Consider the following 23,860-nt stretch of genomic DNA (forward strand, 5'->3'; position numbering starts at 1 on the left):
GCCATTTTTGTATCGTTCGTTCCAGAAAAGGCGCAGGAAAACGTCAATCCAGGCCCTCGAGGACCAGCGCCGCCGCCTGGCGGGCCTCCTCGGGGGCGGTGCCGCTCTTGATCAGGGTGCGCAGCCCGGCCATGCCCAGGGTCAGGTAGCGGGCCAGGGCGTCGGGCTCGCGCCCCGGGGCGATGCTGCCCTCGGCCTGCCCTCGCTCGACGGCGCGGCGGAAGACCGCGGTGATCGCCGCCACGCTATCGCGCGCCTCCCGAGCCGGGGCGTCGTCGCGGCGCCCGAGCTCGGTGGCCGAGTTGAAGATCAGGCAGCCCAGGGCGGCCTGCTCGCCGGACGCCTCCCCGGCGGTTTCGAAAAACAGCGCCTCGAGGAAATGACGCGCCGTGGGAGCGGCCGCCAGGCGCCGCTCGAGGCGCGCCATCAGCGTCTCCCGGTAGCAACGCAGCGCGGCGAGAAACAGCTGCTCCTTGTTGCCGAAGGCCTGATAGAGGCTGCTGCGGGAAAGCTGCATGGCGTCGAGCAGCCGCCGGGTCGAGGCGGCCTCGTAGCCGCTGGCCCAGAACACCCGTAAGGCGGCGGCCAGGGCGTCGTCGGGGCTGTAGGCGATGGGGCGTCCGCGTGTCATGCGCAGACTTTAGGACCAACCGTTCCATTATTCAAGCAATAGACGCGGCCAGGCTCCATTTCGGTCGCCGACGCACCAGGAATATTCACGGCATAACAGCAACCTATGGGCTGCACAGGGCTTTCAGGAACGGCCCGCCCCTTGATGCAGGTCAACGGCCTCCGGGAGAGAGTCGCATAGGCTGGAGGAAGGTGAGCCTCGCCGGTGGCAGGCTCGCGTGTCGATCCAGCGCCGCGGGCCTCGCCCGCCAGGAGAGCCTCATGAAACGCCGCAGACCTCCCCGTGCCCTCGGTCTCGTCCTCGCCACCGCCTTGCTCTCGAGCCCCGCCGTCTTCGGCCACGGCGGGGGCGGCATGGGGCATCACGGCATGATGGGCGGCTACGGGCCGGGCACGGGCCCCGGCATGATGGGTGGCTACGGGCCGGGCATGGACCCCGGCATGATGGGCGGCTACGGGCCGGGCATGGGCCCCGGCATGATGGGCGGCTACCGGCCGGGCATGGGCCCCGGCATGATGGGCGGCTACCGGCCGGGCATGGGCCCCGGCATGATGGACGGCTACCGGCCGGGCATGGGCCCCGGCATGATGGGCGGCTACGGGCCGGGCATGGGCCCCGGCATGATGGGCGGCTACGGGCCGGGCATGGCCCCCGGCATGATGGGCGGCTACCGGCCGGGCATGGGCCCCGGCATGATGGGCGGCTATGGCCCTGGCACGGACAACGGCTTCTGGTCAGTGCTGAACGACGACCAGCGCGAGCAGGCCCGCACCCTGATACAGGACTTTCATGCCGGCCAGCATGAGCGGGCTGGCGAGATGATGGTCCTTCAACAGCAACTGATGGCACTCCTCCATGCCGAGGGGGACATCGATACCGACGCGGTGACCGATACCCAGGCCCGCCTAGCCGAATTCCAGCGTCAAACTTGGCTGGAGCACCGCCGCCTCCATCGGTCCCTATTCGAGCTGCTCGATGAGGAGCAGCGTCGGCGACTCTCCCCCCAGACCGAGGAATGACGCCACGGCCGGCAGGGGCTCTCCCGGGGACTGGATCGCCTCGAGCCGGCCAAGAGCCGTCCCTGCCCGGAGCGACCGATCCGCCGCTCGCAGACGGGAGGAAGGCACCCGATACAGCGCGCCACAGTCGGACTATTCTGATAGCAGGATGAGACACATGCCACGCAGGGAGGCACGGTAACCTGTTGGTTCGGCCCCTGGGCCGAAGGAGTAAGCGTCATGGCCATGCCGATGACGATTCGGGAGTACCTCCGCGCCTGTGACGTCGACTACGAGGAACTCCCCCATCCCCACGAGGTGAGCAGCAGCCGCATCGCCCAGCAGTCGCATATCGGCGGCGACCAGCTCGCCAAGGCGATCATGCTGCACGCCGATCAGGGCTACCGCGTCGCCGTGGTGCCCAGCACCCGGGACGCAGACCTGGCGGCCCTGTCGCGGCTGTTCGAGGAACGGCTGGAGCTGGCCAGCGAGGACGAGATCCGGCAGACGTTCGGCGACTGCGACCCCGGCGCGACCACCGCCGTGGGCCAGGCCTACGGGCTGGAGGTCTACCTGGACGACCAGCTGCGCCACCAGCCGGATGTCTACTTCGACGCCGGCGATCACGAGACCCTGGTGCACATGAGCGGCCGCGAGTTCGATCGCCTGATGGCCGACAGCCGCCACGGGGCCTTCAGCCGCCCCCACTGAGCCCGCCAGGCGCCACCGCGCGGCCGCGCCCGGGGCGTGGCCGCGTCAGGCCGCAGGCGTCGCCGCGATCAACAGGTTGCGGGGGGTTAGGTCGCGCTCGCAGAAGGTGCCCAGGCGTACCCGGTGGCCGGCCTCCTCCAGCCGGCAGACCCGATCCAGGGCCAGCCAGACCTCCAGGGGCCGCCGGTACAGGTGGCGCACCAGCTCCAGCCGCGAGACCTCGGCCAGCCGTCGCCAGCCCTCGGCCTCAAGGCCCGCCCAGTCCGGCGCCGGCGGCAAGGTGACCCCCTTGCGCTCGGCCGCCCAGCGGCAGAAGCCTTCGAAGTCCTCCGGCAGCCGGCCATAGGCCAGGCTGGGCACCGGCAGGTAGTCGTCCCGGCCGCGGGCCTCGCGCTGCAGCCGATCGAAGCCCAGCCGCCAGGCGTTGGCCCGGGCCCGGTGGCGGCGCACGCCGCGGGGCGCGGTGACCGTCTCCTGCACCGCCATGGCCAGGTCCTCCCGGGACAGCGCCAGCCCGTGCTCGGCCATCAGCGCCCGGCCCCGACGGGACAGCGCCCGATAGCGCTCCGCGGCGGTACGGTGATAGCAGCACGGCGCCAGGGTCAGCGCCGCGCCGTGGGCGGCGGCGCCCTCGAGCAGCCGGGCATGCAGGTCCCCGCAGGCGTGCAGGGCCGCCACGTGGCGGCCCGGGGCGAGCCAGGCCGCGGCCCGCTCGTCCATCACGTCCTGGCGAGCCAGCCGCACCGCCAGGCCCTGCCGCTCGGCCAGGGCATGGCCGGCCTCGCACAGCGCCGGATCATGCTCCAGGCCGGTGACCGGCCCTCCGTGCAGGCGCGCCAGGGTGCGCGAGAGATGCCCCTTGCCGGCGCACCACTCCACCAGGCTGGCGTCCGGGCCGGGGCTGACGCAGCGGGCGAAGGCCTGGATCTGGCGCCACTTGCGCGCGCCGATGCCCTCGCCCCAGGCCGGAGGCAGCGCGGCGGCCGTCTCCGCCGGCTCCGGCAGGGCGACGGCCTCGGCCAGCGCCGCCACCGGAAGGCGACCGGTCAGCGGCGAGGCGTCGAAGGGGGTGGCCTGCAGGCGCTCGACCTCGGCGTCGCGCAGCGCCAGCAGGGTCTCGGCGAGCCCGGGGGCGGCGTCGCCCCAGGGAATGCCCGGGTGCCGGAACGGCAGCGGCTGCCACAGCGGCCGCCCCTCGGCCAGCAGGCGCGTCAGCGTCGCCAGCCGGTCGGCGGCCTCAGATGGCATTGCGCAGGCCCAGCTCGTAGGGGTGGGGATCCAGGTAGGACTGCTGGCGGATGTAGTCGGAGCCGTGGCGCTGCAGGTAGTGGTTGAGCAGGCGCATGGGCACCGCCAGGGGCACCTGCGCCAGGCGATATTCCTCCACCGCGGCGAGCAGGTCGCGGCGGGTCTCGCCGTCCAGGGCCTGCTTCAGGTAGCCCAGCACGTGCATCAGGGCATTGGTGTGGCTCTTGCGAGTCGCCGGCCGCGACAGCGCCTCCATGAAGGCCCGCAGGTAGTGGGCCATGGCCTCCTCGACCGGCAGCCGGTGGGCCTCGGCCAGGTAGCGCCCGAGCTCCCGGTAGGTCTCCACCCGATGCGCCATGAGCAGGAACTTCTGCCGGCTGTGGAACTGCAGCAGGGCATGCAGGCCGGGCTCGGCCTCGACGTGACGCTTCCAGTCGTCCATGGCGTAGATGCGGGTGATGAAGTTCTCGCGCAGCACCGGATCGTTCATGCGCGCCTCCTCCTCCAACGGCAGTTCGGGGAAGTGGGCGCGCAGGGTGCGCACGAAGACGCCGGCATCGGAGTGACTGGGCATGCCGTTCTCGTGGTAGACCTTGACCCTTTCCAGGCCGCAGCTCGGCGAGCCCTTCATCAGGATGAAGCCGCGCAGGTGCCGGTGGGCCTCGACGAAGCGACGCCCCACCTCCTCCAGGCGATCGGTGACGTCCATGTCGGTGGTCACCGTGCCCTTGACCCGGGGCGTCTCGCCGAGCCGCCCCACCAGGCGGATCGGCTCGCGGGGCACCCCCAGGCCGGCCGCCAGCTCCGGGCAGAAGGGCTCCAGGCGGAAGCGCTCCGCCAGTACCTGAAGGCAGTAGCGCGACCGCTTGTGGCCGCCGTTGTAGCGAACCTCCTCGCCCGTCAGGCAGGCACTGATGCCGACCGGGATACCCGCATTCGGGGGCTGCTGCATACCGCGCTCCTCGATGACTCGCTGGACTCGGACAGGATAGCGTTCCCGCCCGCCGCTCGCGAGGGCCCGCGGGACGCTTTGCGCGCCGCCGGGCGCCGGGTAGGCTGGTGGACTCGCCCCCGATTCGGAGCTCCCTCATGTCGCGTCGTCTCGCCACCTCCCTGTCCGGCCTGGCCCTGGCCGCCGCCCTCGCCCTGCCATCGACCGCCGGGGCCGACGAGTGTCCCGCCCCCGGCCAGTGGCTCGCCGGCGACGGCAGCCCGGTGGCGGCCGACCGGCTGCTGCGCGCCATGGCCGACCGCGAGGTGCTGCTGCTGGGCGAGCGCCACGATCGCGCCGACCACCACCGCTGGCAGCTGCATACCCTGGCCGGGCTGCACGCCCTGCGCCCCGAGCTGGTGATCGGCCTGGAGATGCTGCCGCGGGAGGCCCAGCCGGCGCTCGACGCCTGGGTCGCCGGGGAGCTCAGCGAGGCCGAGTTCCTGGCGGCCAGCGACTGGTACGCGCACTGGCGGCTGGACCCGGACCTCTACCTGCCCATCCTGCACTTCGCGCGCCTGCACGGGGTGCCGCTCAAGGCCCTCAACGTCACCGCCGAGCTGCGCCGGCGGCTGGCCAGCGAGGGCTGGGAGGGCTGGGAGGCGGTGCCGACGACCGAGCACTACGGCATCACCCCGCCCGCCACGCCCGCGCCGGCCTACCGCGAGACGCTGGCCGAGAGCTTCGCCGAGCATGACCTCGAGCCGGCCGCCATCGACCGCTTCGTGGCCGCCCAGCTGGTCTGGGACCGGGCCATGGCCAGCGCCCTGGCCGAGGCCGCCGGGGAGGAGGCCCTGGTGGTCGGCCTGATGGGCTGGCGACACCTGGCGCACGGCCAGGGCGTGCCCCACCAGCTAGCCGACCTGGGCATCGAGGATCAGCGCGCCCTGATGCCGCGGCCGGCGACGGAGGCCTGCACCCCGCCGGCGGCCGGGCTGGCCGACGGCTTCTTCGTGATCGACGAGACCGCCGACACCGGCGCGCCGGCGGCACCGCGGCTGGGCGTGCTGATCGGGCCGGGGGAGGACGGCGTGACCATCGAGTCGGTGGAAACCGGCTCGGTGGCGGAGGCGGCGGGACTGCGCGAGGGCGACCTGCTGCTCTCCGCCGCGGGGCGGCCGCTGGCCTCCCCCGGCGAGCTCTCGGCGCTGATCCATGACCTGCTGCCGGGCACCCTGCTCCCCCTGGAGGTGCGCCGGGACGACGCGACCCGGGAGCTGCTGGCCCGCTTTCCGCCAAGCCGGTGAGGCGCCCCCTCGGTCGAGCTCGGGCGGGAAGCCGCAGGAGGCCACCACCCGATTCCAGCCGCTGATGCCCCCCCGGCCGCGGCGACGCCGTGTCCAGCCCCTCGATGACCAGGGAGACTCCGCCGCCGGGGTACAGACGGTCGCCGGCCCGGGGCCGCCGTGCCGGGCCCTGGACGAACCAGTCGTGATCCCGCCGGGTGCACAGCGCCCTGGCCTCGCCCGTCATGTCTCTCGTGCCCTCCCCATGATGACGCCTCGCCGGCGGGTGTCGTGCCTTGCCCCTGCGCCGCGCGTCGAGCCGGCAAGGGGTCGACCGGGCGTAACGATAAGTTTACGGCCTTCGGCATCCGATGACGCGAATTCATAACTTGCACGACAAGACCAAATAGTCTTTACCCCTACCTTGGTGTAATATTTAGCGCGCTTTCAAACCCCTCCCCTCTCTGCTTTTCAGGATGCTCACGCCATGCTGACTCGTCGCTCGCAACCCTGGCGCCGGCAATGCGACCGGTGGCCGGGCATTCTCGTGTTCGCCGCTCTGCTGCTGTTCAGCCCCCAGGTCCTCGCCGCCGCCGCCGGCGAGCTGGACCTGACCTACACCTTGAGCGGCTTCACCGCCGTGACGCTGTTCCTGGCCGCCTACGGCCTGGTGATGGCCGAGGAACAGCTGCACATGCGCAAGTCGAAGCCCGTGCTCGTCGCGGCGGGCCTTATCTGGACGTTGATCGGCTGGGTCTACGTCCAGGAAGGCCTGCCGGACGCCGCCGAGCACGCCTTCAAGGAAACCCTGCTGGAATACACCGAGCTGCTGCTCTTCCTGCTGGTGGCCATGACCTACGTGAACGCCATGGAGGAACGCCGCGTCTTCGACAAGCTGCGCGCCTGGATGGTGGAAAAGGGCTTCAGCTACCGCTCGCTGTTCTGGATCACCGGGATCCTGGCCTTCTGGATCTCGACCGTCGCCAACAACCTGACCACCGCCATGCTGATGTGTGCCGTGGTGCTCAAGGTGGCCGAGGGCGACAAGCGCTTCATCAACCTGGCCTGCGTCAATATCGTGATCGCCTCCAACGCCGGGGGCGCCTTCAGCCCCTTCGGCGATATCACCACCCTGATGGTCTGGCAGGCCAAGCTGGTGGAATTCCAGGAGTTCTTCGTGCTGCTGGGGCCGTCGCTGGTCAACTACCTGCTGCCGGCCATCGTCATGAGCCTGTTCATCAAGAACCGCAAGCCCGGCTCCCTGGAGGAGCACATCTGGCTCAAGCGCGGGGCGCGGCGCATCGTGGCGCTGTTCCTGCTGACCGTGGTGATCTCGGTGCTGTGCCACACCGTGCTGCACCTGCCGCCGGCGCTGGGCATGATGACCGGGCTCGGCTTCCTGCAGTTCTTCGGCTATTACCTGCGCCGCAGCCTGCCCCGCTCCCTGGAGCGCAAGCGCACCCGCTACAGCCAGCGCGGCGACTGGCGCAAGCTCGAGGCGCTGGGCAGCGTGGTGCCCTTCGACGTCTTCACCCGGATCGCGCGCTCGGAGTGGGACACCCTGCTGTTCTTCTATGGCGTGGTGGTGTGCGTCGGCGGGCTGGGCTTCATGGGCTACCTGAGCCTGCTCTCCGAGACCCTCTACGCCGGCTGGGATCCCACCTGGGCCAACGTGGTGCTGGGCATGATCTCGGCGGTGGTCGACAACATCCCGGTGATGTTCGCGGTGATCTCCATGGACCCGGACATGTCGCTGGGCAACTGGCTGCTGATCACCCTCACCGCGGGCGTCGGCGGCAGCCTGCTGTCGGTGGGCTCCGCCGCCGGGGTGGCGCTGATGGGCCAGGCCCGCGGCATCTACACCTTCGTCGGGCACATGCGCTGGGCGCCGCTGATCGCGCTGGGCTACGTGGCCAGCGTGCTGACCCACCTGTGGCTCAACCAGGCGTCCTTCGCCGTCTTCCACTGAGCCGCCGGCCCTTCGATGCAACGCAAGCGGCGGGCCCTCGGGCCCGCCGCTTGCGTTGGGAGACGACGCCCGCCGCGGCTAGAAGGCCTCCCACTCCTCCTCGAGCGCCTGCCGCGCGTCCCCGGCCACCGGGACCGGCGGGGCGGCATGCGCCGGCGCCGCCGACGGCTCGCCCAGCGAGAAGGCGCCGATCAGGCCGTTGAGCCGCTCGGCCTGGCGGCGCATCTGGGCCGCCGTGCCGGCGCTCTGCTCGACCATGGCGGCATTCTCCTGGGTCATGGTGTCGAGCTGGTTGACGGCCGCGTTGACCTCGCCGACGCCCGCGCTCTGCTCCCGGGAACCGGCGGTGATCTCGGCGATCACGGCGGTGACCTGCCCCACGCTGTCGTAGATGCCACGCATGGTCTCGCCGGCCCGCTGGACGATCTCGGTGCCGTGGCGCGAGTGCTCGGTGGAGGTCGCGATCAGCCCGGTGATCTCCTTGGCGGCATCCGCGGAGTCCTGGGCCAGGCGGCGCACCTCCTGGGCCACCACGGCGAAGCCTCGCCCGTGCTCGCCCGCCCGGGCCGCCTCCACCGAGGCGTTCAGCGCCAGGATGTTGGTCTGGAAGGCGATGGAGTCGATCATGGTGACGATCTGGCCGATGCGCTCCGAGGAGTCGTTGATGTCCTGCATCGTCTTCTCCACCTGCCCCATGGCCGCCTGCCCCTCCTGGGCGACCTCGGCGGTGGCCTTCACCAGCCGGTCGGCCTGCTGGGTGTGCTCGGCGTTGTGCTCCACGGTGGCGGTGATCTCCTCCATGGCTGAGGAGGTCTGCTGCAGGTTGGCCGCGGCCTGATCGGTGCGGGTCGCCAGCGCCTCGCTGCCCTGGGCGATATCCTCGGCGGCGACGTGCACCTCCCGGGCGCCGCGCTGGACATCGAGCAGGGTCGCCTGCATGCGCTCGAGGAAGCCGTTGAACTGCCGGCCCAGCTCGCTGACCTCGTCGTGGCCCGCCACCTCGAGGCGCCGCGTCAGGTCGCCCCGGCCGGCGGCGATGTCGCTGGCGATGTCGCCGATGGCGGTGGCGGTGCCGCGCAGCCGGCGGATGGTGCGACGCGCCAGCCATATCGCCACGCCGGTGATGGACAGGTTGATCACCGAGCCGATCAGGAACAGCCGCAGCAGGGTGGCGAGCAGCGCCTCCCGGGCGGCCGCCTCGATATCGGCCATGGCGGCCTCGATGTCCTCGACGTAGACGCCGCTGCCGATGACCCAGCCCCACTCGGGGACGGCCGCGGCGTAGGAGTACTTGGGCGCGGGCTCGCCGGTCTCGGGGTGGGGCCACTGGTAGCGATAGAAGCCGCCCCCTTCCCGGGCCAGCTCGGCCATGTCGTGGATCATCCGATTGCCGTCGGCATCGGTGGCGTCGAGCATGTTGCGGCCCACGCTCTCGGGGGCCGCGGGCTGGACCAGCATGGTGCCGTCGTAGCGGTAGGCGAAGACATAGTTGTCGCCGTCGAAGCGCATGCTCTCGAGGCGCGCGATGGCGCGGCGCTTGGCCGCGGCCGGGTCGGTGGCGTCCTCGGCGAGCGACTGGACCATCGAGCGCGCCAGCTCGACGTGGCCGCGCACCGCCTCCTGGCGGGAAGCCAGCAGTTGCTCGCGCTGCTGGGCGATCTGGGCGCGATTGGAGGCCAGCTGCTCGTAGGCCTCCAGGCCCAGCATGGCCGCGGACGAGATGACCAGCGGCGTCAGCACCAGCAGCAGGATCTTGATCTGCAGGCTGTCGGTCACCAGGGACAGCCACCGCCGCCGGCGCGGGGGGGCGTCATCGTGGGGCGTCGTCATGGGGTCCTCCTTGATGGGCGTGCGATGAGCGCCGAACCGCGTGGCCGCTTCCATGGCGTGCCATCACGCTCGGCAGGGGCTCATATCACCACAAGCCGATGCAAGGAGACCTTGTCCCATATCAAGGGAATGGCCATATGGCGATGCCCCGTCATCGCCCCTACCGCGTCAGGCCGAGCCGCCGGTGCCACTCGGCGAGACTCTCATCGGGATAGCCGGCAAAGCAGCGATCGCCCTCCCGGGCCTCGAGCTCCACCCAGGCGGGCTTGCCGTCCAGCATCAGGTGCACCCGTTCCGGGGGCACCGGCAGCTCGGTGTCGATGGCCGAGGCGAAGGGATGCACCAGCGCCGGCCAACGCGGGTCATGGACCCAGAGCGCACTACCGCAGCGCGAGCAGAAGTGGCGCTCGCCCGGGCTGGTCTGGCCATCGATCACGGCATGGTAGACCGTCGTATGCTCTTCGCCCTCGACCGTCAGGGACTCGGCCAGGGCGCCCAGGTTGATCGCATAGCCGCCTCCGCCGGCGGTCTTGCGGCAGATCGAGCAATAGCAGCGATTGAAGGGAAAGGGGTGCGGCGCCTCGACCCGGAAGCGCACGGCCCCGCAGTGACAGGAACCGTCGAGTCGCATGGGAAGGTCTCCATCGAGGATCACGCCTGCAGCCTGGCTCAACGATGTCGAGGACGCCAACGTCTGCATCTATACCGACGAGCCGGCCGACGTCGACGCCCCCAGCGGAAAAAGCCCGGCCGACCCCGCAGGCCGCCGCCTCCGCGCCGGGCGGCGGCCCTATGATCGATGGTCCACTCGGGTCACCCTCGCAGGTCCGGGCATTCAGTGCGCCAGCATGTCCCGCACGATGCCCTCGCCCTCCAGGTGGGCGGGATAGTAGGTCGGCCAGTTCGTGACCTCCTCCAGCAACGCCTCCCGATCGTCCCCCCAGTAGAGGTGGAAGTGGTCCGCGTCGGTCGGATGGATGGCATGGTCGCTGAACTGGATGTAGCGCGGCAGCGCCTCGCCGCCGTCTTCGCGCTCGAAGACGTAGCGCACGCCGCGGTTGCCGGCCTCGTACGTCAGGATCTCGTAGCCATCGTAGACGTACTCCCCCGAGCGCTTGTCGCCATTCTCATAGAAGGCGACGGTTCGATCCTCGATCTCGATGCGCTCGACGTCCGTCCGATAGCCCGTGTCGTAGTACTGCTCGATCTCTTCGGCCGATCTCTCGGCGTCCTGCGCTGCCTTGTGGGCAAACACCTCATCGAGGGTCCCGTCCTGAAGGTAGGGGTAGACCGACTGCCAGTCGCCCGCCCAGTCGGAAAGCGACCGATCCTCGACCTGGCGGTCCTCGAAATCCCCGGCGTAGATGTCCTCATCATGGTCGTGAGCGTGGCCATGGTCGTGGCTGTGATCACCGCTGTGGTCGCTGGGCGCTGCCTCGTTGGCGGCGCAGCGCGTCACGCCCTCGGCCAGCCCACGCAGCAGCTGCGGATAGAGGTCGGCCCCGAGCGGCAGGTCGACCCCCAGGGGGTCGATGACGATCGAGGTCTCGACGCCGGTGCCCTCGAACACGCTCTCGATCAGCGCCGGGTTGAACTGCGGCTCGCGGAACACGCATTGAATGCTCAGCTCGGCGACGCGTTCCCGGATCTCGCGGATGCGTGCCGGGCTCGGTTCCGAGGCATCGCCCAGGGAGATCGCTCCGGCCGCCGGCACGTCGAAGCGGTTCTCGAAGTACTGGTAGGCATCGTGGAAGACGATGAAACGCGTTCCGCGGGCATCCGCCAGGCGCGCCTCCAGTTCCTCGACCAGGGCCGCCAGCTCGGCCTGTCCCTCGGCCGCATTCCGGCGATAGACGTCGGCGTTGTCGGGATCGAGGTCGGCCAGCGACTCGGCGATGGCCTCGAGCCAGGCCTGGGCATTCACCGGATCGAGCCAGCCATGGGGGTCCCCGCCGGCATGGGCATGATCGTGCCCGTGGTCGTCGTGGTCGCCGTGGCCGTGGCCATCGTGCCCATGGTCGTGAGCCTCGAACGTGGCGCCTTGGCGGTACGCTAGGCGACGAGTGTCCGGCGTCTGCATCAGCTCCACCTTCAGCGCCTCGTCGGCCAACGAGTCTTGCGCCCGAGCCAGCCAGGGCGTCAGGTCGTCGCTGATCCAGAAGACGACATCGGCACTCGCCAGCGCCTCGGCCTCCGAGGGCCGCATGGAGTAGCCGTGCGGGGAGGCGCCCGGCTGGATCACCAGGTCCGGCGAGCCCAGTTCCCCCATCACCCGGTCGACCAGCGAGTGGACCGGGGGGATGTCCACGGCCACATCGGGCACCTCGGCGGCCGCGACCGCGGGCGCCAGCAGCCAGGGCAGGCAAAGGGGACGTAGCGGCTTGTTCATCATCATTGCTCTCCAGGGGTTGTGCAGCCCATTAGCGGGGCAATTGCGGAATGAAATGTTATATTATAACATTTGCGGCCGCATCAACTTCGCCCGGCCTCAATGACGTCGAACACCGGGACGACCATACCGGAGGGGCATCATGCCGCTGCTATCGATCGACGACCTTCACGTCGCCCTCGGCGGGCGCACCGTTCTCGAGGGCATCGAGCTGCATCTCGACCGCGGCGAAATCGTCACCCTGGTCGGTCCCAACGGCTCCGGCAAGTCGACCCTGCTGCGCGCCATCATCGGTGCCGTGCGGCCCGCCGGCGGCCGGCTCGTGCGCCAGCCGGGCCTCACCATCGGCTACGTGCCCCAGCGGCTGGCCATCGACCCCACCCTGCCGATGACGGTCACCCGCTTCCTGAATCTGCCGCGTCGCCACCCGGTTCAGACGTTGCGCCAGGCCCTGGAGCGGGCCGGTGTTCCCGGGCTGGGCCGACAGCAGGTGACGGCCCTCTCCGGCGGGCAGTTCCAGCGCATCCTGCTCGCTCGTGCCCTGCTGGAGCAGCCCGACCTGCTGCTGCTCGACGAGGCCACCCAGGGCCTCGACCACCGCGGCACGGCCGACTTCTATCGCCAGATCGCAAACGTGCGACGCGAACTGGGCTGCGCGGTGCTGATGGTCAGCCATGAGCTGCACGTAGTGATGCGCGCCTCGGACCGCGTGGTGTGCCTGAACCGCCATGTCTGCTGCCAGGGCACGCCCGAGCGGGTGCTGGCGTCGCCGGCCTATCGGGCGCTGTTCGGCCCCGATACCGTGGATGCCCTGGCGTTCTATCGCCATGCCCACGATCACGCCCATCACGACCACCCTGCCGGCACGCCCGCGCCGGCGCCGACCGCCACCGCTCCCCTGGAGGCCAGCCGCTGATGCTCGACGACTTCCTGGTGCGCGCCGCCCTGGCCGGCCTCGGCGTGGCGCTTGCCGCCGCGCCGCTGGGCTGCTTCGTGGTGTGGCGACGCATGGCCTACTTCGGCGATGCCACCGCCCATGCCGCCATCCTCGGCGTGGCGCTGTCGCTGCTGCTCTCCACCTCCATCTTCGCCGGCGTGCTGGTGGTGTCGCTGATGATGGCCACCCTGGTCTCGCTGCTCAGCGGGCGGGGCTACGCCATGGATACCCTGCTCGGCGTCATGGCGCACTCGGCGCTGGCATTCGGGTTGGTGGCCGTGTCCTTCCTCTCCGGGGTGCGCATCGACCTGATGGCCTACCTGTTCGGCGACATCCTGGCCGTCGGCAAGGGCGACCTGGCGCTCATCGGGGGCGGGGCGCTGCTGGTGGTATGCCTGGTCGGATGGCGCTGGTCGGCGCTGCTCACCGCCACTTTGGACGGCGACCTCGCCCGGGCCAGCGGCATCGACCCCGGGCGCGAGCAGCTGGTGCTGACGCTCTCCCTGGCGGTGGTCGTCGCCGTGGCGCTGAAGGTGGTGGGGGTGCTGCTGATCGCCGCCCTGCTGATCATTCCTGCCGCCGCGGCCCGGCCCTTCTGCCGCACCCCGGAAATCATGGCGCTGCTGGCCGCGGTGATCGGGGCCGCCTCGACCACCGGCGGCCTGCAGGCCGCCTACTGGCTCGACACCCCCACCGGCCCCACCATCGTCAGCCTGGCCGCGATCCTGTTTGCCCTGTCGAGCCTGGCCGGCCAGCTCAAGCGCCGGATGTCGCGCGCCGAGCCGTCTTCCGCCGCGCCCCCCTTGAGCGCGGCGGGAACAGAGCAACCTACCCCAGGTCGTTGCCGAGCGCCTTGAGCTGCTCGGGGCTCAGGGCCAGGTCGTCGTTACGGTTGACGCCGATACCCTGCTCGATGATGCCCCGGGCGATCTCCTGCGCCTCCTCCAGAGAGTGCATCTGGTAGGTGCCGCACTGATGCTCGTTGAGCTCCGGAATCTCCTCCATGCGCTGGACGTTCAGCACATCGTGCATGGCGGCCTCCCAGGCGGCGGCGACGCTCTGCTCGCTCGGGCTGCCCAGCAGGCTCATGTAGAAGCCGGTGCGACAGCCCATGGGGGAGATATCGATGATCTCGACGCCGTCGCCGTTCAGGTGCTGGCGCATGAAGCCGGCAAACAGGTGCTCGAGAGTATGAACGCCCTTTTCGCCCATCATGTCCTCGTTGGGCTTGTTGAAGCGCAGGTCGAAGACGGTGATGGTGTCGCCCGAGGGGGAGCGCATGGTCTTGGCGACGCGCACCGCGGGGGCGCTCATGATGGTGTGGTCCACGGTAAAGCTGTCGAGTAGCGGCATGTCGGCTCCTGCAGATGAATGGGGAAAGGGCGCGGCAACACGGGCCGCCCCGCTGCGAGCATGGTATCTCGCCGCGCCGTCGGTTCGCCAACGCCAGGCGCTTGATGAACGCCCGGTGGGGATTCACCTATTAACCTGGCAATCAAATAGATCATCCTGATCTCTTTGATTGTCGCCCGCGCCATACTGGCGCAGAGGCGTGGATCTGCTGGTGTGGCGCGGGCTCGCGCCGGCCTGACCGCCGGCGGCGACACATCCCTGTGCCGCGATTAACCCGACATAAAACCTTGCCGGGTTAATAACGTGGACTCGTGCTCCCTGGCGTTGGGGGCAGGTCCGTCAGGGGCTCGGCGGCGCGGTGATGACCTCCACCGTATCGTCGCGGATGGCGTTGTAGAAGCAGTTGGGTCGTCCCGTATGGCAGGCCGGCCCCTGCTGGTCGACCCGCAGCAGCACGGCATCGCCGTCGCAATCCAGCCTGGCCTCGATGAGTCGCTGCCGATGGCCCGAGCTCTCGCCCTTGCGCCACAGGGCCTGCCGGGAGCGCGACCAGTAACAGACTCGCCCGGTGTCCAGGGTCTCCCGCAGCGCCTGGCGATTCATCCAGGCGAGCATCAGCACCTCGCCGCTGTCGTGCTGCTGGGCGATGGCGGTGATCAGGCCGTCGGCGTTCCAGGGGATGGCCTCGAGCACCGTCGCGAGCGGCCGGCGTTCGCCGCGCTCGGCATTTTCCAGCTGCATCCAGATGTCCATCAGCCCTCCTGCCAGTTCCACTGGCTGCGCGCCACGGCGTCATGGGCATGCAGGCTCTCGGCGTGGACCACCCGCAGGGAGAAGCCCTCGATCCCGGGCTGATCGCGCAGGGCGCGATCCAGCCGGCGGGCGGCGTCCTCGCAGAACATCAGGTTCTGGCCGTTGGCCAGGGCGAAGGCCTGCTCGTCGACCCGCTTGACCGCGGTCTGCAGGGCGGTGCCCAGGGCCGTCTCCACCCGGTCGACGACCTCGACCAGGGGCAGGGTCTCGGCCTCGGGCGCCAGGCGCAGCGCCAGATGCGCCTGGCTGCGCTGGCTGTGCGGCGTGGCGACGATGCCCTGCTCGCCGCCCAGCCAGTCGCGCATGGCCCGGGAATCGACGGTGTCTTGCTCGGCGAAATCGCGGTCGAAGCGCTCCTGGATGAGCTGGCGGGCCAGGGCCGCGGAACAGGGACAGGTCGAGGAGTAGCCGATGGACAGCTCCAGCCGCGCCTCGAAGCCCGCGGGGGTGAGGCGGCTACGGATGGCCATCGGATAGGCCTTCCAGCCCGCCAGGGGGCTGATCAGGGCGGGCCGGCGCAGCAGGGCCTCGCCCTGCAGATCGAGGAAGGCGCCCTGCGAGAGCCCGTGGTGACTGTCCAGGAAATGCGCCAGCACCTCCCGCAGCCGCGCCGGGGTCAGGTCCTGGTCGGCCAGCCGCTCGAGGGCCAGGTAGAGCCGCGACATGTGGATGCCCCGCGCCTCGGGATCGTCCAGGCTGACGCCCGCGTCGGCCTTTCCGGCCATGGGCTGCCCCGCCAGCCGCAGCGGCAGGTCGATGCCTTCCATGCCGACCCAGGCCAGGCGCGGGACACTGCCGGCGGCCTCGCTCACGATATCGACCAGCCTGTCTTCGTTCATCGCTCGATCACCTCGTCCGGAAGGTAAGGGACGCAGCGGATGGCGCTCCCTCGCAAGGTGCGTTACGTTATAACATCTCAATTCTGCACGCCACCCTCGGGTGGCGCATCGGGAGACCACGACCATGCCGATCACCGCCGGTTCCTCGGCCGACCGCCCTGCCCCCGAGCCCCTGCCGCATTGGGTGGCAGGCGGCGATATCGAGGTGCTGCCGCGCATCTTCGAGGACGCCATCACCCTCGCCGTGCTGCGCCGCCCCCTGTCCCACGACCTGCTGGCCGGGGCCCTGGCGCAGGCAAGGGCCGAGCGCCCGCTGGCCTTCAGCTGGCGCGGTGCGCCGGGCGACGACCTGCGCACCGCCCTGCTGGAAACCCTGCACTGCCCCGGGGCGTCCGGCCCCCTGGTGGAGGACGTCGTGACCCTGGCCGAGGCCATGGCTTGCCTGTTCGACACCGACGAGGTGGGCCTGCGGTTGCGTCGACTGGACGCGCCCATGTGCCCGCGCTTCCATTGCGACAACCTGCCGGTGCGACTGGTGACGACCTACCTGGGGCCGGGCAGCGAGTGGCTGCCCGAGGAGGCGGTGAATCGCGCCGGGCTGGGGGCGCCGACGCCCGGCAAGCCGGACATCGTGCGCGAGGAAGGCGCCATCCGCCGGCTGGAGGCCGGCGACGTGGCCCTGCTCAAGGGCAGCGGCTGGGTGGGCAACGAGGCCCGGGGGCTGGTGCATCGCAGCCCGGCGGTGGGGGCCGGCCAGCAGCGGCTGCTGCTGACCCTCGACCCCGCCTGAGGCCGGACGGCAGGCCTACTCGAACATCCAGTGCGCCACCAGGCGCACCACCCGGGGCATGACCACATAGACCACCAGGGCCACCACGGTGGCGGCGATGAGGCCGTGGCGCAGGCCCCAGGTGTCGAGCAGCGGGAAGAGGGAGAAGAGCGGCTGCCAGAGCAGCGGCACCAGCAAGGTGAGCGGCCAGATGACCGCCGTGGTGACCAGCCATTGCTTCCAGCGCACGGGCTGCTTGCTGGTGGCGGTCGGCGGCGTGAACCAGTAGTCGATGCCGGAGAGGATCTCGACCGCCTCGTCCTGCTCAAGGGCGTCGCGGATGTCGTCCATCAGTTCGCGGCGGTCGTCGGAGGAACGCCAGCGCTCCGCGTCGGCCTCGGAGGCGAAGCGCACCGCGATCTCGTAGTCCTGGCCGCCCGCCTGGGGCCTCAGGATATGCACGCCCTGGTGGCCGGCGTAGCGGCCGGCGGCCTCGATGATCTGGCGCAACCAGGTCTCGTAGCGATCCCGGGCCTCGGGGCGGACCCGGTGATGGATGCGGATGGTCACGCCCCCCTCTTGCGAGTGGCGTGACGCGGCTTGGGGCTGGGTCATGTGCTGTCCTTTGCCTTAGGGGTCCCGGGAGTATCGCTATGCCTGCCAGGGCAGCGGCGGCGGCGTCAGGGGCTCGCCGTCGTAGTCGGGAATGCGGCCGAAGCGCTCGCTGCCGGCCTCCCAGTCGCGCTGGGCCTCGGCGATCTCGGCCTTGCTGTGGCCGACGAAGTTCCACCAGATGAGGATCTCCTCGTCCAGCGGCTCGCCGCCGACCAGGATGACCCGGGCGCCTGCCGGCAGGCTCAGGGTGACGCTCTCGCGCCCACGACCCAGGTAGGCCAGCTCGTTGGGCGGGAAGGTCTCGCCCTCGATGTCCAGCTCGCCCTCCAGGGGCAGCAGGCCGTACTCGAAGTCCTCGCGCAGCGCCAGCTCGACGGTGCTCGCTTCCCGGGCGACGAGCTCCAGGCCCACCAGCGGCGAGAAGGCCAGGGTCGGTGCCCGGCGACCGGCGAACTCGCCGATGAGCAGCGTGAAGGCGACGTCCTGTTCTTCCCATGACGGCAGGTCGGGGTAGTGGTCGAAGCGCGGGTCGGTGCGCCGATCGGCCTCGGGCAGGGCGATCCACAGCTGGGCGGCATGCAGGTGGCGCTCGCCGGGCACCGACTCCTCGGTGTGGCTGATGCCGCGGCCAGCGGTCATCAGGTTGACCTGGCCGGGACGGATCACCTGCTCGTTGCCCAGGCTGTCGCGGTGCAGCACCTCGCCGGCGATCATCCAGGTGAAGGTCTGCAGGCCGATGTGCGGGTGGGGGCCCACGCGCAGGCCGCGGGAGTCGCCCTTGAAGACGGCCGGCCCGGCATGGTCGAGGAAGCACCAGGCGCCCACCAGGCGGCGGTGGCGGGAGGGCAGCACCCGGTTGACGGGGATGCCGCCGACATCGGCGGTGCGCGGCGCCACGTGCTGGACCTGGCGCTTGCCCTCGACGACCGGGCAGTCCCGGGACGAGGCCAGGTCGCGATCATCGACGAGAGTACTCATGGGCTCACTCCTTGCGAATCGTGTCGGACAGGGGCTCGGCCCCGGGGCATTGCCTGTCACCTGACATTCCCCGGGGCCGGGCCGATCGCGCCTAGCCTTGAGCTTGCTGGCTATAGCTCTGCATCAGGTTGGCGTAGGCGGGCAGGTGGCCGGCCAGCAGGCCGCCGAAGCCCTCGATGTCGTTGCGCCAGTCACGGTGCAGTTCGCAGCCGACGCCGAACCAGGTCATCAGCTGGGCGCCGGCCTGGGACATGCGATCCCAGGCGGCGTCCCGGGTGGTCTGGTTGAAGGTGCCGGAGGCGTCGGTGACCACGAAGACCTCATAGCCTTCCTCCAGGGCAGACAGCACCGGGAAGGCCACGCAGACCTCGGTGACCACGCCGGCGATCAGCAGCTGCTTCTTGCCGGTGGCCTTGACGGCGGCGACGAAGTCCTCGTTGTCCCAGGCGTTGATCTGGCCCGGACGGGCGAAGTACGGCGCCTGGGGGAAGGTCTCCTTGAGCTCCGGCACGATGGGCCCGTTGGGTCCGGTCTCGAAGCTGGTGGTGAGGATGGTGGGGATGTCGAAGAACTTGGCGATGTCCGCCAGCGCCAGGACATTGTTCTTGAAGTCGTCCGGGCTGTAGTCGCGCACCAGGGACAGCAGGCCGGCCTGATGGTCGACCATCAGCAGGGCCACGTCGTCCTTGTCCAGGCGGTTGTAAGTGAAGGACATGATCGCTCTCCTATTGCATCAGGGAAAAACCCGGCGGCCGTGCCGCCGGGGACAAACGCCAGCGGATTCCCCCCGCTAGCCGTTCAGGGCACCGTACTTCCCGCGCTGGAAGTCGGCGAAGGCTTGGTGGATCTCCTCCACGCTGTTCATCACGAAGGGCCCGTGGCCGACGACCGGCTCCTCGATGGGCTCGCCGCTGAGCAGCAGCAGCTTGGCATCGTTGTTGGCCTCCAGGTACAGCTCCTCGCCACGACGCTCGAAGCTCACCACGGCCTCGTCACGCACCACGGTGTCGCCGTTGACCTGGACGGTGCCCTCCAGCACCACCAGCAGGGTGTTGTGGTCCTCCGGCACCGGCAGGGTGGCATGCCGCCCCGCGGCCAGCCGCAGGTCCCACATGTTGATCGGCGTGAAGGTACTGGCCGGGCCCTCATGTCCAAGATAGCTGCCCGCCACCACGCGTACCCGGCCGGCCTCGTCGTCCAGCGGCACGCTGGGAATGTCGGCGTCGAGCAGCGTCTGGTAGGCTGCCGGGGTGTCCTTGTCCCGGGCCGGCAGGTTGACCCACAGCTGCACCATCTCCAGCCGGCCGCCACGCTCGGTGAAGGCCCGGGAATGGAACTCCTCGTGGACGATGCCGGCACCGGCGGTCATCCACTGCACGTCCCCCTCGCCGATCTTGCCGCCGCTGCCGGTGGAATCGCGGTGCTCCAGTTCCCCTTCGTAGACCAGGGTCACCGTCTCGAAACCGCGGTGGGGGTGCTGCCCCACGCCGCGAGGCCGCCTGGCCGGCTTGAAGGTGTGGGGGCCGGCATGGTCCAGCATCAGGAAGGGGCTGATGTGCTCGGCGCCCATGCGGTCATAGGTGAACAGGGAACGCACGGGGAAGCCGTCGCCGACCCAGTGGCCGTGGGGGGCGCCGTATACCGCTTGGATCTTCTTCATCGTCGGGCTCCAGAGTGTGGTGAGGAGGCATGTGGCCTCGATGACAAGAAGCCTATTAAATGAACGATGAACCCACTAGACGGCACATACGGCACTGACCGTTGCAATAATAGGACAATCGAATGCAGGACCTCAACGACCTCTTTTACTTCGTGCAGGTCGTGGATCACGGGGGGTTCGCGCCCGCCGGTCGCGCCCTGGGCATCCCCAAATCGAAGCTGAGCCGGCGCATCGCCCAGCTGGAGGAGCGCCTGGAGACCCGGCTGGTGAATCGCTCGACGCGCCATTTCTCGGTGACCGACCTCGGCCAGGCCTACTATCGGCATTGCGTGGCGATGCTGGTGGAGGCCGAGGCGGCGGACGAGCTGATCCTGCGCAATCGCGCCGAGCCCCGGGGCATGGTGCGGCTGAGCTGCTCGCCGAGCGTGCTGCATTACCTGATCACCCCGCTGCTGGTCCGCTTCATGACGGAGTTCCCCAAGGTCGATGTCCAGGTGGAGGCCACCAGCCGGCGGGTGGACGTGGTCAAGGAGGGCTTCGACCTGGCCCTTCGCGTGCGCTTTCCGCCGCTGGAGGACAGCGACCTGACCATGAAGGTGCTCGCCCAGAGTCCCCAGCGGCTGATGGCCGCCCCCGCGCTGTTCGAGCGCCATCCGCGGCCGAGCGTGCCTGCCGACCTGCCCCGCCTGCCGAGCCTGGACTTCGAACAGCACGCGGGGCAACACTGCTGGGACCTGGTCGGGCCGGACGGCGCGACCGCCCGAATCCAGCATCGGCCGCGCCTGGTCACCGACAGCGCCGAGACGCTGCACGAGGCGGCCCTGGCCGGGATGGGCGTGGTCAAGCTGGCGCTGCTGGTCGGCGGGTGCGATCTGGCCGCCGGGCGGCTCATCGACGTGCTACCGGGCTGGGCGCCGCGGGGCGGCATCCTGCATGCGGTCTTCCCCTCGCGGCGCGGGCTGCTGCCGTCGGTGAGGGCCCTGCTGGACTTCCTCGACGCCAATATCGCGGCGGAGGACGTGGCGAATCGATTCCCCGAGCTGAACGATGAGCGGCAGGGCCGAGCGCGCTGACCCGAACGTCATCGGCTCAGTGAAAGGAACGAATGTGCGCGGCCAGTTCGGCCAGCGCGGCATCGTCGGCGCGGCGGTAGTCGTGGGAGGAGAGATACCCCTCGTAGCGGTCGAAGTACTTGTCGACCCGGGACTCCACGGGCTGGAACGCCGAATCGCTGCCGGTGCCGTGCATGGGGAACAGCTTGGCGTGGAGGTGATCGACGCCGTAGCCCTCGAAGAACATGCCGGTGCGGGCGACGCCCTCGAGGGAGGCATCCAGCAGGCGCGCCACCCGCTTGGTGGCGAGCACCAGCCCGGTCAGCACCGCGTCGGGCTGGTCGAAGGCGTAGCTGGCATGGTGGGCCTTGGGGATGACCACCGAGAACCCCGGCGTATTGGGTAAGATGGACAGGAACGCCAGGTGCGCCTCGTCCTCCCAGATGACATGGCTCGGCACCCGGCCGGCGACGATCTCACAGAAGATACAGCTCACGCGCGACTCCTCCCTGTCGGTTCCGGCGCCGGAGAGGACGCCGACCACGGCGGGTTCCTCGGCGTCGGCGGCGTGCTATTCTCCCGGCTCATCCAGAGCCTACCCCATCCATGAAGGAGAGTCCCATGACCCAGGCCACCGCCCGCCATATCCTGGTCGGCAGCGAAGAACAGTGTCAGGCCCTCAAGGCCGAGATCGAGAACGGCCGCGACTTCGCCGAGGTCGCCCGCGAGCACTCCCAGTGCCCCTCCGGCCAGCAGGGCGGCGAGCTGGGCAGCTTCGGCCCCGGCCAGATGGTGCCCGAGTTCGACAAGGTCGTGTTCTCCGGCGAGCTGAACAAGGTGCACGGCCCGGTGAAGACCCAGTTCGGCTATCACCTGCTGGAGATCACCAGCCGCGGCTGATCCTCCCCGCCGTCGAACCGCGAAAGCCGCGCGTGGGCCACCACCGCGGCTTTCTTGCATGGCGGCGGTGTGTCAGGGGCGGCATCGCGCTAGGATGGGGGAGGCCCCTCTCTATCAGGAGATGCCGATACATTCCGCCACCGCCCCGTACCGCTCGCCTGCCGAGGCCGGGCGGGGAAGCTGCGAGGAGACCGCGAGTGTGAGCGAGGACAGCGTGATTCGCGTGGAGGGCCTGTCGAAGACCTACGACAGCGGCTTCCAGGCGCTCAGGGACGTGAACCTGGAGATCCGCCGCGGCGAGATCTTCGCCCTGCTCGGCCCCAACGGCGCCGGCAAGACCACCCTGATCAGCGTGATCTGCGGGCTGGTCAACGCCAGCGCCGGCCGCGTCCTGGTCGCCGGCCACGACAACGTCCACGACTATCGCCGGGCCCGTGAACTCATCGGCCTGGTGCCCCAGGAGCTGACCAGCGAAGCCTTCTCCACGGTCTGGGACACGGTGAGCTTCAGCCGCGGCCTGTTCGGCAGGCCCCGGGATCCCGCCCACATCGAGCGGGTACTGAAGTCGCTGTCGCTGTGGGACAAGCGCCGCAACCGCCTGATCACCCTGTCCGGCGGCATGAAGCGCCGGGTGCTGATCGCCAAGGCGCTGGCCCACGAGCCGCAGGTGCTGTTCCTCGACGAGCCCACCGCCGGGGTCGACGTGGAGCTGCGCCGCGACATGTGGGAGGTGGTGCGGGGCCTGCGCGAGCGCGGCGTGACCATCATCCTGACCACCCACTACATCGAGGAGGCCGAGGAGATGGCCGACCGCATCGGCGTGATCCGCGCCGGCGAGCTGGTGCTGGTGGAAGGCAAGCGCGAGCTGATGCGCCAGCTCGGCCGCAAGGAGCTGACCCTGCAGCTGCGCGAGCCGCTGGACCGCCTGCCCTCGGGCTTGAACGGCCATCGCCTGAGCCTGGCCGAGGACGGCCATGCGCTGATCTACACCTACGACGGCCGCCGCGACGGCGGCGACGACCAGGCCGGCATCGCCGAGCTGCTCGCCGACCTGGACGCCGCCGGCATCCGCTTCAAGGACCTCCACACCCGACAGAGCTCGCTGGAGGAGATCTTCGTCCGCCTGGTCCGGGAGGAAGCATGAACCTGCAGTCCGTGAAGACCATCTACGCCGCCGAGATGGCCCGCAGCCTGCGCACCGTGCTGCAGAGCATCGTCTCGCCGGTGATCTCCACCTCGCTGTACTTCGTGGTGTTCGGCGCGGCCATCGGCACCCGCATCAGCGAGGTGGAGGGCGTCAGCTACGGCGCCTTCATCGTGCCCGGCCTGATCATGCTGATGCTGCTCACCCAGAGCGTGTCCAACGCCTCCTTCGGCATCTTCTTCCCGCGCTTCTCGGGCTCGATCTACGAGATCCTCTCGGCGCCGATCTCCTACTTCGAGGTGGTGCTCGGCTTCGTCGGCGCCGCGGCCACCAAGTCGGTGATCCTGGGGCTGATCGTGCTGGGCACGGCCAGCCTCTTCGTGCCCTTCTCCATCGCCCACCCGCTGGTGATGCTGCTGTTCCTGGTGCTCACCGCCCTGACCTTCAGCCTGCTGGGCTTCATCATCGGCATCTGGGCCGACGGCTTCGAGAAGCTACAGCTGGTGCCGCTGCTGGTGATCACCCCGCTGACCTTCCTCGGCGGCACCTTCTACTCCATCGACATGCTGCCGCCGCTCTGGCAGGCGGTGACGCTCGCCAACCCGGTGGTCTACCTGGTCAGCGGCTTCCGCTGGAGCTTCTATGGCATGGGCGACGTCAGCATCTGGGCGAGCCTGGTGATGATCGGGCTCTTCCTGGGCGTGGCGCTCGCCGTGGTGAGCTGGATCTTCCGCACCGGCTATCGGCTCAAACCTTGATGTGGGGCAAGTCGGGAAGGGCAAGCCCCGGCTAGGCTGGCGGCATGCC

The 23,860-nt window shown here is 69.9% G+C and carries 25 protein-coding genes; 11 read left to right on the forward strand and 14 right to left on the reverse strand.

What is annotated here, in order from left to right:
* Positions 1 to 43: 43 nt before the first annotated feature.
* Positions 44 to 631, reverse strand: a complete 588-nt coding sequence (locus QC818_RS05630; RefSeq protein ID WP_309651862.1) for a TetR/AcrR family transcriptional regulator — start codon at positions 629 to 631, stop codon at positions 44 to 46.
* Positions 632 to 891: 260 nt separating this feature from the next.
* Between QC818_RS05630 and QC818_RS05635 the strand changes: the two genes are divergently transcribed.
* Positions 892 to 1,650 (forward strand): hypothetical protein, encoded by a 759-nt coding sequence (locus QC818_RS05635; protein ID WP_309651863.1) that lies wholly within the window; start codon positions 892 to 894, stop codon positions 1,648 to 1,650.
* 225 nt (positions 1,651 to 1,875) lie between these two features.
* A complete protein-coding gene (locus QC818_RS05640; protein ID WP_309651864.1) occupies positions 1,876 to 2,340 on the forward strand; it encodes an aminoacyl-tRNA deacylase in 465 nt (154 codons plus the stop codon).
* 45 nt (positions 2,341 to 2,385) lie between these two features.
* Here the strand turns inward: QC818_RS05640 and QC818_RS05645 are convergent, their stop codons facing one another.
* A complete protein-coding gene (locus QC818_RS05645; RefSeq protein ID WP_309651865.1) occupies positions 2,386 to 3,588 on the reverse strand; it encodes a methyltransferase in 1,203 nt (400 codons plus the stop codon).
* Positions 3,578 to 4,540: a YbgA family protein gene (locus QC818_RS05650; RefSeq protein WP_309651866.1), complete on the reverse strand. Its 963-nt coding sequence runs from the start codon at positions 4,538 to 4,540 to the stop codon at positions 3,578 to 3,580. Before QC818_RS05650 ends, QC818_RS05645 begins: the two co-directional genes overlap by 11 nt.
* A gap of 137 nt (positions 4,541 to 4,677) precedes the next feature.
* On the opposite strand from QC818_RS05650, the gene QC818_RS05655 reads away from it, so the two are divergent.
* Both QC818_RS05655 and nhaD read left to right on the forward strand, forming a co-directional pair.
* On the forward strand, positions 4,678 to 5,826 hold the full coding sequence (locus tag QC818_RS05655) for a ChaN family lipoprotein (RefSeq protein WP_309651867.1): 1,149 nt from the start codon (positions 4,678 to 4,680) through the stop codon (positions 5,824 to 5,826).
* Positions 5,827 to 6,292: 466 nt separating this feature from the next.
* On the forward strand, positions 6,293 to 7,774 hold the full coding sequence (gene nhaD / locus QC818_RS05660) for a sodium:proton antiporter NhaD (RefSeq protein WP_309651868.1): 1,482 nt from the start codon (positions 6,293 to 6,295) through the stop codon (positions 7,772 to 7,774).
* Between the two features lie 78 nt (positions 7,775 to 7,852).
* Here nhaD and QC818_RS05665 read toward each other — a convergent pair whose 3' ends face one another.
* The 3 genes from QC818_RS05665 to QC818_RS05675 all read right to left on the reverse strand — a co-directional run bounded on the left by QC818_RS05665 (position 7,853) and on the right by QC818_RS05675 (position 11,993).
* A complete protein-coding gene (locus QC818_RS05665; RefSeq protein WP_309651869.1) occupies positions 7,853 to 9,604 on the reverse strand; it encodes a methyl-accepting chemotaxis protein in 1,752 nt (583 codons plus the stop codon).
* Between the two features lie 160 nt (positions 9,605 to 9,764).
* Entirely contained in the window at positions 9,765 to 10,235 is a 471-nt protein-coding gene (locus tag QC818_RS05670; protein WP_309651870.1) for a GFA family protein, read from the reverse strand.
* 204 nt (positions 10,236 to 10,439) lie between these two features.
* Entirely contained in the window at positions 10,440 to 11,993 is a 1,554-nt protein-coding gene (locus QC818_RS05675) for a metal ABC transporter solute-binding protein, Zn/Mn family (protein WP_309651871.1), read from the reverse strand.
* A gap of 142 nt (positions 11,994 to 12,135) precedes the next feature.
* Here QC818_RS05675 and QC818_RS05680 point away from each other — a divergent pair, with 142 nt between their 5' ends.
* Both QC818_RS05680 and QC818_RS05685 read left to right on the forward strand, forming a co-directional pair.
* A complete protein-coding gene (locus QC818_RS05680; RefSeq protein WP_309651872.1) occupies positions 12,136 to 12,909 on the forward strand; it encodes a metal ABC transporter ATP-binding protein in 774 nt (257 codons plus the stop codon).
* Entirely contained in the window at positions 12,909 to 13,787 is an 879-nt protein-coding gene (locus QC818_RS05685; RefSeq protein WP_309651873.1) for a metal ABC transporter permease, read from the forward strand. The genes QC818_RS05680 and QC818_RS05685 overlap by 1 nt, the downstream gene beginning before the upstream one ends.
* Here the strand turns inward: QC818_RS05685 and luxS are convergent.
* The 3 genes from luxS to folE2 form a co-directional block, all read right to left on the reverse strand.
* Positions 13,759 to 14,283 carry an S-ribosylhomocysteine lyase gene (luxS, locus tag QC818_RS05690; RefSeq protein ID WP_309651874.1) on the reverse strand — a complete coding sequence of 175 codons (525 nt, stop codon included), beginning with the start codon at positions 14,281 to 14,283 and terminating at the stop codon, positions 13,759 to 13,761. The genes QC818_RS05685 and luxS overlap by 29 nt on opposite strands.
* 339 nt (positions 14,284 to 14,622) lie before the next feature.
* Complete coding sequence (hisI, locus tag QC818_RS05695; protein WP_309651875.1) at positions 14,623 to 15,036, reverse strand: phosphoribosyl-AMP cyclohydrolase; 414 nt, start codon at positions 15,034 to 15,036, stop codon at positions 14,623 to 14,625.
* Positions 15,036 to 15,935 carry a GTP cyclohydrolase FolE2 gene (gene folE2, locus QC818_RS05700; RefSeq protein WP_309651876.1) on the reverse strand — a complete coding sequence of 300 codons (900 nt, stop codon included), beginning with the start codon at positions 15,933 to 15,935 and terminating at the stop codon, positions 15,036 to 15,038. The genes hisI and folE2 overlap by 1 nt, the downstream gene beginning before the upstream one ends.
* A gap of 124 nt (positions 15,936 to 16,059) precedes the next feature.
* Here folE2 and QC818_RS05705 point away from each other — a divergent pair, with 124 nt between their 5' ends.
* Entirely contained in the window at positions 16,060 to 16,725 is a 666-nt protein-coding gene (locus QC818_RS05705; protein ID WP_309651877.1) for a DUF1826 domain-containing protein, read from the forward strand.
* Positions 16,726 to 16,740: 15 nt separating this feature from the next.
* On the opposite strand, the gene QC818_RS05710 is transcribed toward QC818_RS05705, so the two are convergent.
* The 4 genes from QC818_RS05710 to QC818_RS05725 form a co-directional block, all read right to left on the reverse strand.
* Positions 16,741 to 17,319, reverse strand: a complete 579-nt coding sequence (locus QC818_RS05710) for an antibiotic biosynthesis monooxygenase (protein ID WP_309651878.1) — start codon at positions 17,317 to 17,319, stop codon at positions 16,741 to 16,743.
* Positions 17,320 to 17,355: 36 nt separating this feature from the next.
* Positions 17,356 to 18,297: a pirin family protein gene (locus tag QC818_RS05715; protein ID WP_309651879.1), complete on the reverse strand. Its 942-nt coding sequence runs from the start codon at positions 18,295 to 18,297 to the stop codon at positions 17,356 to 17,358.
* Positions 18,298 to 18,388: 91 nt separating this feature from the next.
* Positions 18,389 to 19,012 carry an isochorismate family cysteine hydrolase YcaC gene (ycaC, locus tag QC818_RS05720; RefSeq protein ID WP_309651880.1) on the reverse strand — a complete coding sequence of 208 codons (624 nt, stop codon included), beginning with the start codon at positions 19,010 to 19,012 and terminating at the stop codon, positions 18,389 to 18,391.
* Positions 19,013 to 19,087: 75 nt separating this feature from the next.
* Entirely contained in the window at positions 19,088 to 19,957 is an 870-nt protein-coding gene (locus QC818_RS05725) for a pirin family protein (RefSeq protein ID WP_309651881.1), read from the reverse strand.
* A 122-nt stretch (positions 19,958 to 20,079) separates the two neighbouring features.
* Between QC818_RS05725 and QC818_RS05730 the strand changes: the two genes are divergently transcribed.
* Positions 20,080 to 21,030: a LysR substrate-binding domain-containing protein gene (locus QC818_RS05730; RefSeq protein WP_309651882.1), complete on the forward strand. Its 951-nt coding sequence runs from the start codon at positions 20,080 to 20,082 to the stop codon at positions 21,028 to 21,030.
* A gap of 16 nt (positions 21,031 to 21,046) precedes the next feature.
* On the opposite strand, the gene QC818_RS05735 is transcribed toward QC818_RS05730, so the two are convergent.
* Positions 21,047 to 21,505, reverse strand: a complete 459-nt coding sequence (locus QC818_RS05735; RefSeq protein ID WP_309651883.1) for an HIT family protein — start codon at positions 21,503 to 21,505, stop codon at positions 21,047 to 21,049.
* Positions 21,506 to 21,630: 125 nt separating this feature from the next.
* Between QC818_RS05735 and QC818_RS05740 the strand changes: the two genes are divergently transcribed.
* The 3 genes from QC818_RS05740 to QC818_RS05750 all read left to right on the forward strand — a co-directional run bounded on the left by QC818_RS05740 (position 21,631) and on the right by QC818_RS05750 (position 23,811).
* Positions 21,631 to 21,909: a peptidylprolyl isomerase gene (locus QC818_RS05740; RefSeq protein WP_309651884.1), complete on the forward strand. Its 279-nt coding sequence runs from the start codon at positions 21,631 to 21,633 to the stop codon at positions 21,907 to 21,909.
* Positions 21,910 to 22,108: 199 nt separating this feature from the next.
* Positions 22,109 to 23,053: an ABC transporter ATP-binding protein gene (locus tag QC818_RS05745; protein WP_309651885.1), complete on the forward strand. Its 945-nt coding sequence runs from the start codon at positions 22,109 to 22,111 to the stop codon at positions 23,051 to 23,053.
* Entirely contained in the window at positions 23,050 to 23,811 is a 762-nt protein-coding gene (locus QC818_RS05750; RefSeq protein WP_309651886.1) for an ABC transporter permease, read from the forward strand. The genes QC818_RS05745 and QC818_RS05750 overlap by 4 nt, the downstream gene beginning before the upstream one ends.
* Positions 23,812 to 23,860: the final 49 nt, after the last annotated feature.

Source organism: Halomonas koreensis, from assembly GCF_031451675.1.
Taxonomy (GTDB): Bacteria; Pseudomonadota; Gammaproteobacteria; order Pseudomonadales; family Halomonadaceae; genus Halomonas; species Halomonas koreensis.

Bases quoted from the DNA above. Each gene is read 5' to 3' on its own strand.
- QC818_RS05630 (WP_309651862.1), bottom strand. From the start codon at position 631: ATGACACGCGGACGCCCCATCGCCTACAGCCCCGACGACGCCCTGGCC.
- QC818_RS05635 (WP_309651863.1), top strand. From the start codon at position 892: ATGAAACGCCGCAGACCTCCCCGTGCCCTCGGTCTCGTCCTCGCCACC.
- QC818_RS05640 (WP_309651864.1), top strand. From the start codon at position 1,876: ATGCCGATGACGATTCGGGAGTACCTCCGCGCCTGTGACGTCGACTAC.
- QC818_RS05645 (WP_309651865.1), bottom strand. From the start codon at position 3,588: ATGCCATCTGAGGCCGCCGACCGGCTGGCGACGCTGACGCGCCTGCTG.
- QC818_RS05650 (WP_309651866.1), bottom strand. From the start codon at position 4,540: ATGCAGCAGCCCCCGAATGCGGGTATCCCGGTCGGCATCAGTGCCTGC.
- QC818_RS05655 (WP_309651867.1), top strand. From the start codon at position 4,678: ATGTCGCGTCGTCTCGCCACCTCCCTGTCCGGCCTGGCCCTGGCCGCC.
- nhaD (WP_309651868.1), top strand. From the start codon at position 6,293: ATGCTGACTCGTCGCTCGCAACCCTGGCGCCGGCAATGCGACCGGTGG.
- QC818_RS05665 (WP_309651869.1), bottom strand. From the start codon at position 9,604: ATGACGACGCCCCACGATGACGCCCCCCCGCGCCGGCGGCGGTGGCTG.
- QC818_RS05670 (WP_309651870.1), bottom strand. From the start codon at position 10,235: ATGCGACTCGACGGTTCCTGTCACTGCGGGGCCGTGCGCTTCCGGGTC.
- QC818_RS05675 (WP_309651871.1), bottom strand. From the start codon at position 11,993: ATGAACAAGCCGCTACGTCCCCTTTGCCTGCCCTGGCTGCTGGCGCCC.
- QC818_RS05680 (WP_309651872.1), top strand. From the start codon at position 12,136: ATGCCGCTGCTATCGATCGACGACCTTCACGTCGCCCTCGGCGGGCGC.
- QC818_RS05685 (WP_309651873.1), top strand. From the start codon at position 12,909: ATGCTCGACGACTTCCTGGTGCGCGCCGCCCTGGCCGGCCTCGGCGTG.
- luxS (WP_309651874.1), bottom strand. From the start codon at position 14,283: ATGCCGCTACTCGACAGCTTTACCGTGGACCACACCATCATGAGCGCC.
- hisI (WP_309651875.1), bottom strand. From the start codon at position 15,036: ATGGACATCTGGATGCAGCTGGAAAATGCCGAGCGCGGCGAACGCCGG.
- folE2 (WP_309651876.1), bottom strand. From the start codon at position 15,935: ATGAACGAAGACAGGCTGGTCGATATCGTGAGCGAGGCCGCCGGCAGT.
- QC818_RS05705 (WP_309651877.1), top strand. From the start codon at position 16,060: ATGCCGATCACCGCCGGTTCCTCGGCCGACCGCCCTGCCCCCGAGCCC.
- QC818_RS05710 (WP_309651878.1), bottom strand. From the start codon at position 17,319: ATGACCCAGCCCCAAGCCGCGTCACGCCACTCGCAAGAGGGGGGCGTG.
- QC818_RS05715 (WP_309651879.1), bottom strand. From the start codon at position 18,297: ATGAGTACTCTCGTCGATGATCGCGACCTGGCCTCGTCCCGGGACTGC.
- ycaC (WP_309651880.1), bottom strand. From the start codon at position 19,012: ATGTCCTTCACTTACAACCGCCTGGACAAGGACGACGTGGCCCTGCTG.
- QC818_RS05725 (WP_309651881.1), bottom strand. From the start codon at position 19,957: ATGAAGAAGATCCAAGCGGTATACGGCGCCCCCCACGGCCACTGGGTC.
- QC818_RS05730 (WP_309651882.1), top strand. From the start codon at position 20,080: ATGCAGGACCTCAACGACCTCTTTTACTTCGTGCAGGTCGTGGATCAC.
- QC818_RS05740 (WP_309651884.1), top strand. From the start codon at position 21,631: ATGACCCAGGCCACCGCCCGCCATATCCTGGTCGGCAGCGAAGAACAG.
- QC818_RS05750 (WP_309651886.1), top strand. From the start codon at position 23,050: ATGAACCTGCAGTCCGTGAAGACCATCTACGCCGCCGAGATGGCCCGC.